This is a genomic window from Vibrio sp. 10N.261.46.A3, assembly GCF_041472995.1.
Lineage (GTDB): Bacteria > Pseudomonadota > Gammaproteobacteria > Enterobacterales > Vibrionaceae > Vibrio > Vibrio coralliirubri.
In genome coordinates this window covers 1-12,058 of the sequence record NZ_JBFRRH010000081.1, presented here as the reverse complement: position 1 = coordinate 12,058, position 12,058 = coordinate 1, and the positions used below count along the sequence as shown (strand labels likewise).

14 protein-coding genes and 1 tRNA gene are annotated in these 12,058 nt (G+C 45.3%); 11 read left to right on the top strand and 4 right to left on the bottom strand.

What is annotated here, in order from left to right; genetic code table 11:
* Positions 1 to 97: 97 nt before the first annotated feature.
* The gene (locus AB4484_RS18865; protein ID WP_372079786.1) at positions 98 to 1,207 is read right to left on the bottom strand and encodes a PilT/PilU family type 4a pilus ATPase; all 1,110 of its coding nucleotides are present in this window, start codon (positions 1,205 to 1,207) and stop codon (positions 98 to 100) included.
* A 14-nt stretch (positions 1,208 to 1,221) separates the two neighbouring features.
* The gene (locus AB4484_RS18860; RefSeq protein WP_017062242.1) at positions 1,222 to 2,259 is read right to left on the bottom strand and encodes a type IV pilus twitching motility protein PilT; all 1,038 of its coding nucleotides are present in this window, start codon (positions 2,257 to 2,259) and stop codon (positions 1,222 to 1,224) included.
* A gap of 26 nt (positions 2,260 to 2,285) precedes the next feature.
* Here AB4484_RS18860 and AB4484_RS18855 point away from each other — a divergent pair, with 26 nt between their 5' ends.
* The 7 genes from AB4484_RS18855 to hemW all read left to right on the top strand — a co-directional run bounded on the left by AB4484_RS18855 (position 2,286) and on the right by hemW (position 7,121).
* A complete protein-coding gene (locus AB4484_RS18855; RefSeq protein ID WP_061038610.1) occupies positions 2,286 to 2,990 on the top strand; it encodes a YggS family pyridoxal phosphate-dependent enzyme in 705 nt (234 codons plus the stop codon).
* An 82-nt stretch (positions 2,991 to 3,072) separates the two neighbouring features.
* A complete protein-coding gene (gene proC / locus AB4484_RS18850; RefSeq protein WP_372079784.1) occupies positions 3,073 to 3,891 on the top strand; it encodes a pyrroline-5-carboxylate reductase in 819 nt (272 codons plus the stop codon).
* 57 nt (positions 3,892 to 3,948) lie between these two features.
* A complete protein-coding gene (locus AB4484_RS18845) occupies positions 3,949 to 4,506 on the top strand; it encodes a YggT family protein (protein WP_017067798.1) in 558 nt (185 codons plus the stop codon).
* A 29-nt stretch (positions 4,507 to 4,535) separates the two neighbouring features.
* Complete coding sequence (yggU, locus tag AB4484_RS18840) at positions 4,536 to 4,826, top strand: DUF167 family protein YggU (protein ID WP_009847703.1); 291 nt, start codon at positions 4,536 to 4,538, stop codon at positions 4,824 to 4,826.
* A gap of 28 nt (positions 4,827 to 4,854) precedes the next feature.
* Positions 4,855 to 5,286 carry a DUF4426 domain-containing protein gene (locus AB4484_RS18835; RefSeq protein WP_372079782.1) on the top strand — a complete coding sequence of 144 codons (432 nt, stop codon included), beginning with the start codon at positions 4,855 to 4,857 and terminating at the stop codon, positions 5,284 to 5,286.
* Between the two features lie 48 nt (positions 5,287 to 5,334).
* Positions 5,335 to 5,934, top strand: a complete 600-nt coding sequence (locus tag AB4484_RS18830) for an XTP/dITP diphosphatase (RefSeq protein WP_372079780.1) — start codon at positions 5,335 to 5,337, stop codon at positions 5,932 to 5,934.
* Positions 5,934 to 7,121: a radical SAM family heme chaperone HemW gene (hemW, locus tag AB4484_RS18825; protein WP_372079778.1), complete on the top strand. Its 1,188-nt coding sequence runs from the start codon at positions 5,934 to 5,936 to the stop codon at positions 7,119 to 7,121. Before AB4484_RS18830 ends, hemW begins: the two co-directional genes overlap by 1 nt.
* 124 nt (positions 7,122 to 7,245) lie before the next feature.
* Here the strand turns inward: hemW and glsB are convergent, their stop codons facing one another.
* On the bottom strand, positions 7,246 to 8,166 hold the full coding sequence (gene glsB, locus AB4484_RS18820) for a glutaminase B (RefSeq protein ID WP_048611451.1): 921 nt from the start codon (positions 8,164 to 8,166) through the stop codon (positions 7,246 to 7,248).
* 182 nt (positions 8,167 to 8,348) lie between these two features.
* Positions 8,349 to 9,068: a tRNA (guanosine(46)-N7)-methyltransferase TrmB gene (gene trmB, locus AB4484_RS18815; protein WP_004735468.1), complete on the bottom strand. Its 720-nt coding sequence runs from the start codon at positions 9,066 to 9,068 to the stop codon at positions 8,349 to 8,351.
* Positions 9,069 to 9,233: 165 nt separating this feature from the next.
* On the opposite strand from trmB, the gene mutY reads away from it, so the two are divergent.
* From mutY to AB4484_RS18795, 4 genes are all read left to right on the top strand, one after another.
* Positions 9,234 to 10,295, top strand: coding sequence for an A/G-specific adenine glycosylase (gene mutY, locus AB4484_RS18810; RefSeq protein ID WP_372079775.1), 1,062 nt, complete (start codon positions 9,234 to 9,236; stop codon positions 10,293 to 10,295).
* A 28-nt stretch (positions 10,296 to 10,323) separates the two neighbouring features.
* On the top strand, positions 10,324 to 10,596 hold the full coding sequence (locus tag AB4484_RS18805) for an oxidative damage protection protein (RefSeq protein ID WP_010435637.1): 273 nt from the start codon (positions 10,324 to 10,326) through the stop codon (positions 10,594 to 10,596).
* 69 nt (positions 10,597 to 10,665) lie between these two features.
* Positions 10,666 to 11,799, top strand: coding sequence for a membrane-bound lytic murein transglycosylase MltC (gene mltC, locus AB4484_RS18800; RefSeq protein ID WP_048605852.1), 1,134 nt, complete (start codon positions 10,666 to 10,668; stop codon positions 11,797 to 11,799).
* Positions 11,800 to 11,902: 103 nt separating this feature from the next.
* Positions 11,903 to 11,978 (top strand) — tRNA-Phe (locus tag AB4484_RS18795).
* The last annotated feature ends 80 nt before the right edge of the window (positions 11,979 to 12,058 follow it).

The window sequence follows — 12,058 nt, the reverse complement described above, 5'->3', positions numbered from 1 at the left end:
AACTACCTTGAAAAACACCGTTTATATGCTCCTCAAAAAACCCGCTTCTAGAGCGGGTTTTTATTAACGTCTAATACCAAGCACCAAGAACTCATCTCTAGTTCATATCAATTTTAACACCAGCCAACGCCCCAGTTCCGTAGTCGTCATCACCACGTCTGGTTTTGAGCATTAAGCGCAAGTCATTAGCAGAATCGGCACTGTGGAACGCATCCTCTTCGCTGATCTTGCCTGCTATCACTAAATCATACAAAGCTTGGTCAAAAGTCTGCATACCTATCTCTTTCGATTTAGCCATAGTTGCTTTCAGTTCGTGTAGTTCACCACGACGAATCAAGTCAGACACACGAGGGCTATTCAGCAGAATCTCGAATACACCATGACGCCCGCTGCCATTCTTGTCGCGAATGAGTTGCTGAGCGACCACGCCACGTAGGTTCATCGATAGGTCAAACAAGAACTGTTCTTTCTGCTCTTTCGGCACCAAATGAAGAATACGCTCTAGCGCTTGGTTAGCGTTATTGGCGTGCAAGGTTGCCATACACAAGTGACCCGTTTCAGCAAAGGTCATCGCGTATTCCATAGTCTCACGACTACGAATTTCACCAATCAAGATCATGTCTGGTGCTTGGCGTAGCGAGTTCTTAAGCGCGACTTCGTAACTCTCGGTGTCGAGCCCGACCTCACGTTGCGTCACGATGCACTTTTTATGTTCGTGGACGAATTCAATCGGATCTTCAACCGTCAAAATATGCCCCGAGCGATTGGTATTGCGATAGCCTGTCATTGCAGCCATCGAGGTTGATTTACCAGAGCCAGTCGCACCAACCACCAGCACAAGTCCGCGTTTAGCAATTGAAAGGTCCTGTAGTACATCAGGAAGCTTTAGTTGCTCAAAGGTTGGGATGTTAGTTTCGATACGTCGAATGACCGCTCCAGGTAGCTCTCGCTGAAAGAATGCACTGACACGAAAACGACCAAAGTCACGCACAATCGCAAAATTAGCCTCACGCGTTTGCTGATACTCATCACGTCGTTCTTGTTCCATCATCGCATCAAGTAATTGAGCAACCTGAGCCGCATTCAGCTTCTCTCCTTGGGGGCGTAATTCACCATCCACACGAAACAGGATTGGCGCATCGACCGTGATATAAAGATCCGATGCCTTTTGAGAAAGCATTCCCTCAAGGATTTGATTCAATTCCATTGTGTCCACCTTGATTAAAACATTGAGGTTTCAATTTCGATCTTTTTCTCGACCTCTTCCGAATCAACCAAGCCCTGCGCCATCAGCTGCTTCGCATTTTGCTCCATGGTTTGCATGCCATGTGCTGCGCCCGTTTGAATGATCGAATACATCTGAGCGACCTTATCTTCACGAATCAAGTTTCTGATCGCAGGTGTTGCCATCATGATTTCATGACACGCCACACGACCACCACCAACACGCTTTAGCAGCTTCTGGGCAATCACCGAGCGTAGTGATTCAGACAACATCGAACGAACCATATCTTTATCGCTACCTGGGAACACATCGATAATACGGTCGATCGTTTTTGCCGCAGAACTGGTGTGCAGAGTACCAAACACTAAATGACCCGTTTCTGCTGCGGTTAACGCTAAGCTGATCGTCTCTTGGTCACGAAGCTCACCAACCAGAATCACGTCTGGGTCTTCACGTAACGCACTGCGCAGTGCCGCTTTAAAGCTATGAGTATCACGGTGAACTTCACGCTGGTTGACTAGGCATTTATTGTTGGTGTGAACGAATTCAATCGGGTCTTCAATCGTCAGGATATGCTTGTTGTGATTACGGTTTACGTAATCAACCATCGCCGCAAGAGTCGTTGATTTACCAGAGCCAGTTGGACCAGTAACGAGCACTAAGCCTTTTTCGTAGTTAGCAATCCTTTCGAAGATTTCAGGTGCGCCTAACTGATCTAAAGTCGGGATTTCGACAGGGATAGTTCGAAAGACAGCTGAGCAGCCACGAGCTTGGTTAAACGCATTAACACGGAAGCGACCAACATTGGGTAATTCAAAAGAGAAGTCGACTTCCAATTTTTCTTCAAACTCGCCGCGTTGTGAATCGCTCATGATCTCAAAAACCAAACGATGCACATCAGCATGACTCAAAGCTGGGATTCCAAGCTTCCTTACTTCACCATCTATACGTACCATTGGAGATACACCCGCAGAAAGATGTAGATCTGACGCGTTATGCTTTACACTAAAATCTAGTAACTCAGTGATATCCATTTATTTTCCCTTAAGTAAAGTCAGCTATGAGTAGTATTCAACAAAATATCGAACAAATCACCTCACAGATTCGTAGTGCTGAGCAAAAGTGCGGACGAGCTCCAGAGTCCGTACAACTTTTAGCCGTCAGCAAAACTAAACCTATTGATGCGATTCTAGAAGCCGCACTCGGAGGCCAAGTTGCCTTTGGTGAAAACTATGTTCAAGAAGGTGTAGATAAAGTAAAACACTTTTCAGAACAACATTCTAACCTAAATTTAGAGTGGCATTTTATTGGTCCAATTCAATCCAATAAAACCCGCCCAATCGCGGAAAGCTTCCAATGGGTGCATTCCGTCGATCGCGATAAGATCGCGCAAAGGCTTAGTGATCAACGACCAAGCGAGCTTCCACCTCTGCAAGTGTTGATTCAGGTAAACACCAGTGGTGAAGAGTCCAAATCTGGAACCTCAGAAGAGACAGTTTTTGCACTCGCGGAGTTGATTTCATCGCTCCCCAACCTCACCTTAAGAGGATTGATGTCGATTCCTGCAAACGTATCTGACTATCAATCTCAGCTTAATGCATTTTCTCAACTGGCAGAGCTTAAAGACAAGCTAGCCGCGAAATATTCAGACATTGATACCCTTTCGATGGGGATGAGTGGTGATATGGATGCAGCAGTTGAGGCTGGTAGCACAATGGTTCGTATTGGAACGGCTATTTTCGGCGCTCGTGATTACGCGAAATAGCCGTAGTAAGTAACCAACGACAAGTACAAGTATTGATACCGCTTCGCCTTATCCGCGCAGCGACACGCTCAGGATTTTATATATGGAACATAAGAACATCGCCTTTATTGGGGCGGGAAACATGGTTCGCTCAATTGTAGCGGGCTTAGTTGCGAGTGGTTACCCAGCGCAAAAGATTACTGCGACAGCACCTTCAGAAACCAGAAGGCTGCCGTTAGAACAAGAATACGGCATCAATACCACCAGCGATAATATTGCAGCAGCAGAGCAAGCAGACGTTGTTGTGTTATCCGTGAAGCCACAAATGATGGCTGATGTATGTAAACCCTTACAAGATATCGACTTCAGCAACAAACTGGTTATCTCAATTGCCGCGGGTATTAATGCGAATCGACTCAATGAGATGTTAAACTGCCAACTTAACCTTGTTCGTGTGATGCCAAACACGCCATCACTGCTTGGTAAAGGGATGAGTGGTCTTTATGCCGATGCAACTGTCTGCCAAGATGATAAAGACTTTGCTTCTCAGCTGATGCAAGCTGTTGGTGAAGTAAGCTGGGTTGAACAAGAGTCTGGAATCAACAACATCATTGCGGCGGCGGGTAGCGCTCCGGCTTACTTCTTCCTGTTTATGGAAGCGATGCAAGCTGAAGCAATCAACCAAGGTTTTGACCAAGAAACCGCTCGTAAGCTAGTGCAGCAGTCTGCATTAGGCGCGGCAGAGATGGTGGTAGCAAACCAAGATACTGAATTATCAACACTGCGTGAACAAGTGACATCAAAAGGCGGTACGACCGCAGAAGCACTACGCACGTTTAACGAACATCAACTATCAGACATCGTAGCAAAAGCCATGCAAGCGGCGGTTGCTCGAGCTGAAGAGATGGAAAAACTGTTTTAAGCATTTTGCCGCTCTGGTTATATCTAAGCGACAAGTAAATCCGAAAAAGGAAACAATATGAACTCGATGAGCTTTCTGATCTCGACCGTTTTTGATCTTTACATCATGGTTGTAATCTTGCGTATCTGGCTACAAGCATCACGTGCAGATTTCTACAACCCATTCTCACAATTCATCGTAAAAGCGACACAACCGGTTGTTGCCCCACTACGCCGAGTTATTCCATCAATCGGCAGCCTTGATCTGGCGACCGTTGTTTTCGCTTATGTGCTGTGTGTACTTAAGTTCGTTGCTCTAAACCTGATTATCTCTGGCGGTGCTGCCGTTTTCGATATTAGCTTCCTTATCTTTGGTGCACTGTCTCTGCTCAAAGCAGCTGGTGGCTTGATCTTCTGGGTTCTACTTATCCGTGCAATCCTAAGCTGGGTTAGCCAAGGTCGTAGCCCAATCGAGTACGTATTCCATCAACTGACTGAACCAATGCTAGTGCCTATCCGCCGTATCCTTCCGGACATGGGTGGTTTCGACCTAAGCGTACTGGTTCTGTTCATTGTTCTGCAATTTGCGAACTTCCTAATGGGCGACATGATTGGTCCTATTTGGTATCAGCTATAATTTAAGTACGAACATCAGGTACTTTGACGATGCCAAAAGCGGTTTGGGCCGAGGAAGACGATATTCTTCTTAGGCTCTATATCCAACCCAAAGCAAGCCGAGACAAAATTGTCGGCTTGCACGGTGAGGAACTGAAAATTGCCATTACTGCACCACCGGTTGATGGCAAAGCCAATGCCCATTTAGCGAAATACCTTGCGAAACAGTTTAAGGTCGCAAAAGGGCAAATTAAGATAGAAAAGGGAGAGCTCGGTAGGCACAAACAAGTTCGAATATGCTCGCCAAGCCAAATCCCAACTGAAGTCAAAGCCATCCTATGATGGCTTTTTGCTATTTATTGGAGTCATTATGCGTTTATGGATAACAGCACTACTCACCGCTCTTGTTGCCTTACCAAGCTCAGCAGGGCAATTTAAGAATATTAAGGATGTCGAGGTTCATTACTCGGCTTTTAATTCCACGTTCTTAACTTCGCAAGTCGCTAAGCAATACAAACTTAAGCGAAATGGATACTCAGCAATCCTCAACATCAGCGTGTTAGACAAGGCTTCTCTAGGCGAGCCTGCGACAACGGCTAAAATTACCGGAACAGCGAAGAACCTCGTTGGAAACACCCGTACTTTGAAGTTTCGAGAAATCAAAGAAGGCGATGCGATTTATTACCTTGCTGAGTTCCCCGTAACTCACGAAGAAAACATCACCTTCGACATCGATGTGAACGCAGGCCTAAAAGGCACTGGTCCACTGCGTTTCACACAGAAATTCTATATAGAAGAGTAAGCTCAAACCTTACTTTTCATTTATTAACTTATTTAGAGTTACATTCCCATGAGTAAGATTGTTTTAGCAACAGGCAACCAAGGTAAAGTTCGCGAGATGGCAGATATTCTGTCTGAGTTTGGTTTTGACGTTGTCGCGCAAAGTGAATTTAACGTTTCAGAAGTCGCTGAAACAGGAACGACTTTCATTGAAAATGCCATCATCAAAGCTCGCCACGCAGCGAAAGAAACAGGGCTGCCAGCCATTGCTGACGACTCAGGTTTAGAGGTTGATTACTTAAATGGTGCTCCGGGCATTTACTCAGCGCGTTACTCAGGTGAAGGGGCAACCGATAAGCAGAACATCGAAAAATTGCTAAACGCGATGCAAGGTGTCGAAACTGAAAAGCGTACTGCGCGTTTCCACTGTGTGTTGGTGCTAATGCGTCACGAAAACGATCCAACACCATTGGTGTGTCACGGAAAATGGGAAGGTCGCATCCTTACCGAAGAACATGGTGAGAATGGCTTTGGCTACGATCCCGTATTCTTTGTTCCAGAAGATAACTGCGCATCAGCAGAGCTTAAATCTTCACGTAAAAAGCAACTATCACACCGTGGCAAAGCACTTGCGTCACTATTTAAAGCCCTTAAGGAGCAAGCTCTGTAATGCACGACGCAGCGCTAATACCACCCGCACTTAGCCTCTATGTACACATCCCATGGTGTGTACAAAAGTGTCCGTATTGTGATTTTAACTCTCACGCTCTGAAAGCCGAGATCCCTGAAAAAGAGTACATCGATGCACTGCTTGAGGATCTCGATACTGATATCGGAAAATATCAGCTCAATGGTATGCCTCGCCCACTGCATTCGATCTTTATTGGTGGCGGTACCCCAAGCCTGTTTTCTCCTGAAGGAATTGGCCGATTGTTACAAGGCATTGAACAGCGCATCCCGTTCAAACCTGAAATAGAAATCACCATGGAAGCTAATCCAGGCACCATTGAAGCTGAACGTTTTGCAGGTTACCAAAAGGCTGGTATTACTCGAATCTCGGTTGGTGTACAAAGCTTTGAGCAAGAGAAGCTAGAAAGACTTGGGCGTATTCATGGTCAAGATGAAGCAGTGAACGCCGCTCACTTAGCACATAAGATCGGATTGAATAGTTTCAACTTAGATCTCATGCACGGCTTGCCGGATCAAAGCATAGATCAAGCATTGGCGGATCTAGACAAAGCGATCGAACTCGATCCTCCACACTTGTCTTGGTATCAACTAACAATAGAACCTAACACCATGTTCTATTACAAAACGCCAAAGCTGCCTGACGATGATGACCTTTGGGATATCTTCGACTTAGGCCATAAGAAGCTCGCAGACGCAGGTTATGTACAGTACGAAATTTCAGGCTACAGCAAGCCCGGATATCAGTGTCAGCATAATCTCAACTACTGGCGCTTTGGTGACTACCTAGGTATTGGCTGTGGCTCTCATGGCAAGCTGAGCTTTGCAGATGGACGCATTGTTCGCACCACTAAGGTTAAACACCCTAGAGGCTATTTAGCGGCTTACCAGAACATGGTGAAACCATACCTATCCGATGAGTTTGAAGTGCCGAATGAAGACCGCCCTTTTGAGTTCTTCATGAACCGCTTTAGGTTAATGGAAGCATGTCCAAAGCAAGATTTCATCGATACGACTGGGCTTGGTTTTGACTCGATTCAAGAAACGATTGAATGGGCAAAAAAGCTAGGCTACTTGAACGAAACCGACACTCACTGGCAGATCACTGAAAAAGGGAAGCTATTCCTAAATGACTTGCTGGAAGCCTTTATGGCAGAAGAAGACGAATAGATCGAGATTCGAGAAGCATTGCGTAAGGGTTGGCTTTAGGGTCAACCCTTTTTGTTTTATAGCCCTCTCTCGGAGCGAAGCGTTCTATAGGACAACGTCCGTGCTCGAATCTCGCATCTTTCTCTTAGAAAATAGAACGACCAATTCGCTCTGAAAGCAACTCTAGAGCCTTAGTACCTGCGAGCGAGTTGCCAGAAGGATCAAGCTCTGGAGACCACACTGCGATTGTCATCTCACCCGGAACAATGGCAATAATACCGCCGCCGACACCCGACTTTCCTGGCATACCAACACGGTAGGCAAATTCCCCCGCACCATCGTACAAACCACATGTGGCAAGCAAAGCATTCAACTGCTTGGTTTGAACTGGCGTGATGATCTCTTTCTTGGTTTGAACCGACACGCCTTTGTTTGCCAAGTAGCTAAAGGTTTTTGCCAAGTCCACACACGTCATTTTAAGCGCACAGGCATGAAAATAGTTATTCAGAACAGGGATAACATCATTTTCAAAGTTACCAAATGAGCGCATCAAGTACGCGATAGCCGCATTACGATCGCTGTGCATCATTTCTGACGCCGCTACTATCTTGTCATACACAATATGAGTGTCGCCCGACAACTGGCGCACAAACTCTAACAAGCGATGTCTCGGCGCAGACAAACGGCTTTGTAATAGGTCTGCTACGACAATAGCACCCGCATTGATAAACGGGTTTCGGGGAATCCCCTGCTCCATCTCAAGCTGAATCATCGAGTTAAAGGCTTGACCAGAAGGCTCTTTGCCTACGCGTTGCCAAATCTCTTCAGGCTTATATAGCACCATAGCTAGCGTCAGGCTTAAGGCTTTAGAGATAGATTGCACAGAAAATGCTTCTTCAGCATCGCCTGCTTTAATCACCTCACCTTCATTGGTGTATACCGCGATCGCCAGTTTCTGGTTCGATACGCGAGCCAGTGCAGGGATATAATCAGCGACCTTTCCCTGTCCAATTAAAGGACGAACTTCGTCTAAGATCTCGGCCAAAATAGCTTGAGTTGGTTTCATGTGCGCTTACTTCTATATTGTTATTTTTGTAGGGGTGTTACTTTCTGTCCTTAAGCCTTTATAGCAATAAAAGCCTAAGGACAAAAAAGCCAACATTACAATAATGTTGGCTTTAATCAATCCCATAAAGTGTAGGGGTTAAACCCTAAGTCGGATTGCCCTTCACTTAATTTGATTCGGAGTTACTTAGTACGCTTGAACTTAATGTCCCAAACACCATGACCTAAACGGTGGCCACGAGCTTCAAACTTAGTTAGCGGGCGCTCATCCGGACGAGGGATGTAATCACCATCTTCAGCGATGTTCTCGAAGCCTGGAGCTACGTTCATCACTTCAATCATATGTTCTGCGTAGTTTTCCCAGTCTGTTGCCATGTGGAAAATACCAGTATCAAGTTGAAGCTTACCGCGAACCATCTCTGCAAACTCAGCCTTAACGATACGACGTTTATGGTGGCGAGCTTTGTGCCATGGGTCAGGGAAGAACAGTTGCAGTGTATGCAGGCTGCTATCTGGAATCATGTGTTCGAATACTTCTACTGCATCGTGACACATTACACGCAGGTTAGTTACACCAGCATCGCGAGCGGTACCTAAACACGCACCAACACCTGGGCTATGAACTTCAATACCTAAGAAGTTTTTCTCAGGTGCGTTCTTTGCCATTTCAACCAGTGATGCACCCATACCGAAGCCAATCTCTAGTACAACCGGGTTATCGTTGCCAAATACTTCTTTCCAGTTAAGAAGCTCTGGGTTGTAGTCGATACCCATTGTTGGCCAACATTCATTCATCGCGTTCTCTTGGCCTTTTGTTAAGCGGCCTTCGCGGCGAACAAAACTACGGATCTTACGAACCAGTTTGCCGTCTTCAGTATATTCGTTAGTGGTCACTTCACTCATTGATTTTTGCCTGCACATTGATTAATCAAAGCGGGGATTATCCAAAGAATTGCCTCCGGTGCAAGTCTTTCCGTGGATAAATTCCCACACAATTTGTCTGTTTTACATCCAACGTTAAGTGTGGTGCAATTTCGCTTCTAATAATAGCAAAGCATAGAGCATGTCGTGACTCCTTTCGCAACCGCCATATTAAAGTGGTATGACGCCTACGGGCGTAAAGAATTACCTTGGCAACAAAACAAATCCGCCTACACCGTTTGGCTATCTGAAATCATGCTTCAGCAGACTCAGGTTGCTACGGTGATTCCATACTACCAACGCTTCTTAGAACGCTTTCCAACGGTTATCGACCTAGCGAACGCCGAACAAGATGAGGTACTCCACTTATGGACAGGGCTTGGTTATTACGCACGAGCTCGTAATCTACATAAAGCAGCCAAGATCGTTGCTGAGCAATATGGTGGTGAATTTCCGCTTTCTATCGAAGAGATGAACGCGCTACCGGGGATTGGTCGCTCGACTGCAGCAGCAGTGCTGTCTTCAGTTCATAAGCTTCCTCATGCGATTCTTGATGGCAATGTAAAACGAACGCTTGCGAGAAATTTTGCCGTTGAAGGTTGGCCGGGGCAAAAGAAAGTCGAAAACCAGCTTTGGGAACACGCCGAAGCACATACTCCGAACAAAGATGTCGATAAGTACAACCAAGCAATGATGGACATGGGTGCGATGGTTTGTACTCGTAGCAAGCCTAAATGTACCTTGTGTCCAATTGAAAGCATGTGTGAGGCTAAGAAGCTCGATAGACAGCTCGACTTCCCTGGCAAAAAGCCTAAGAAAGAGAAGCCAGTAAAAGAAACATGGTTTGTGATTCTGTATCACGATAACCAAGTGTGGCTCGAACAGCGCCCTCAATCTGGTATCTGGGGCGGATTGTTTTGTTTCCCTCAAAATGAAAACGCAGAGATCGAACATCAACTAGATCTTCGCTCGATCAAAGACACTCAAACCGACTCGAGCAAGACCATGATTGCGTTTAGACACACTTTCAGCCACTACCACTTAGATATCACGCCAGTATTAGTGAAATTAGATAAACAACCAGATTTGATAATGGAAGGGACTAAAGGTCTCTGGTATAACTTATCAAAACCGGAAGAAATTGGCCTAGCCGCTCCTGTAAAGCAGCTTATTGAGAGCCTACCCTTTGAACTGAACGACGACGTTTGAATCAACGAACGCGATAAGAGGAACCACTATGAGCCGCACTGTATTTTGTGCTCGCCTTCAAAAAGATGCTGAAGGCCTAGATTTTCAACTTTACCCAGGTGACTTAGGTAAGCGTATCTTTGACAACGTGTCTAAAGAAGCTTGGGGACAATGGCAAAGCAAGCAAACTATGCTTATCAATGAAAAGAAGCTAAACATGATGGATCCTGAGCATCGTAAACTTCTTGAAACTGAGATGGTTAACTTCCTTTTCGAAGGTAAAGATGTCGTAATTGATGGCTATACTCCACCAAGCGAATAAGACATTTATTTAAGCAATTTTTAATGACATCATGGTTAACGCTGCGATGTCATTTTTGTATGAGGAACTATGAAAAAGCTAAGTTACTTCCTAACAGCCATGTTACTAACTGGCTGCAGCCGTGAATTTGTCGAAAGCATTTATGATGTTAATTACGAACCGACCAACCGATTTGTAAGCAACTTAGCGGAGCTACCTGGTCAGTTTGAAAAAGACACCGGAGCACTAGATGCTTTGATTAATAGCTTTTCTGGCAATATCCAAAAACGCTGGGGCAGTAGTGAAGTAAAAATGGCAGGTAAGAGTAACTATGTGAAATACATAGATAATTACCTGAGCCGTTCAGAAGTAAACTTTAGCGAAGGCCTCATAACGGTAGAAACCGTCTCCTCGACTGAACCTAAAAAACACCTCAAAAATGCGATCATGACGACGCTTTTGACGCCAGATGATCCGGCGCACGTCGACCTATTCTCTTCCAAAAGCATTAAATTAGAAGGCAAGCCTTTCCTCTACAATCAAGTTGTAGACCAAGAGAAAAAGCCTATTCAATGGACTTGGCGCGCTAACCAGTTCGCTGATTACCTGATCGCCAATAACCTAAAAACCAAAGAAGTCGACTTTAAAAAAGCCTATTACGTTGAAATCCCAATGGTGGCCGATCACGCCAGTCAACGTAGTTATCAATATGCCGATATCGTTCGACGAGCATCTCAGCGTTACGACATCCCTGAAGACTTGATCTACGCGATTATCAAAACAGAGAGTAGTTTCAACCCCTACGCGGTGAGCTGGGCGAATGCATACGGTCTTATGCAGGTGGTGCCTAAAACCGCTGGTCGAGATGTGTTTAAGTTAGTAAAGAACAAGCCTGGAGAGCCCAGCCCTGAGTATTTATTCAATCCAGAAAACAATATTGATGCCGGCACCGCATACTTTTACATACTCAAAAATCGTTATTTGAAAGATGTGAAACACCCGACAACGCTCGAGTACAGCATGATTTCAGCATACAACGGCGGCACGGGTGGCGTACTCAATACCTTCAGCAAGGACAGAAAACGAGCAATGCGAGACCTAAACTCGCTGCAACCTAGCCAAGCGTACTGGGCACTTACTAAAAAGCACCCAAACAAAGAGTCGCGCCGATACTTAGAAAAAGTAACAAAATTCAAGAAAGATTTTAACCAAGGTAAAACGTAAGCCTCACTTTTGAATAAAAAAACAACTAACGAACGTTTTTTTTAATTATTTTCAAAAAAGGTGTTGACGGTTATGAAGAAAATCCGTTTAATAGCGCTCCGTTGCCCGGATAGCTCAGTCGGTAGAGCAGAGGATTGAAAATCCTCGTGTCGGTGGTTCGATTCCGCCTCCGGGCACCACAATTTGATTTGTTGGTGTCAACACTCTTTAACAGGGAGTAGCAGCACGGACAAAAGCATAAAGAATTTAGTGTGCCGAC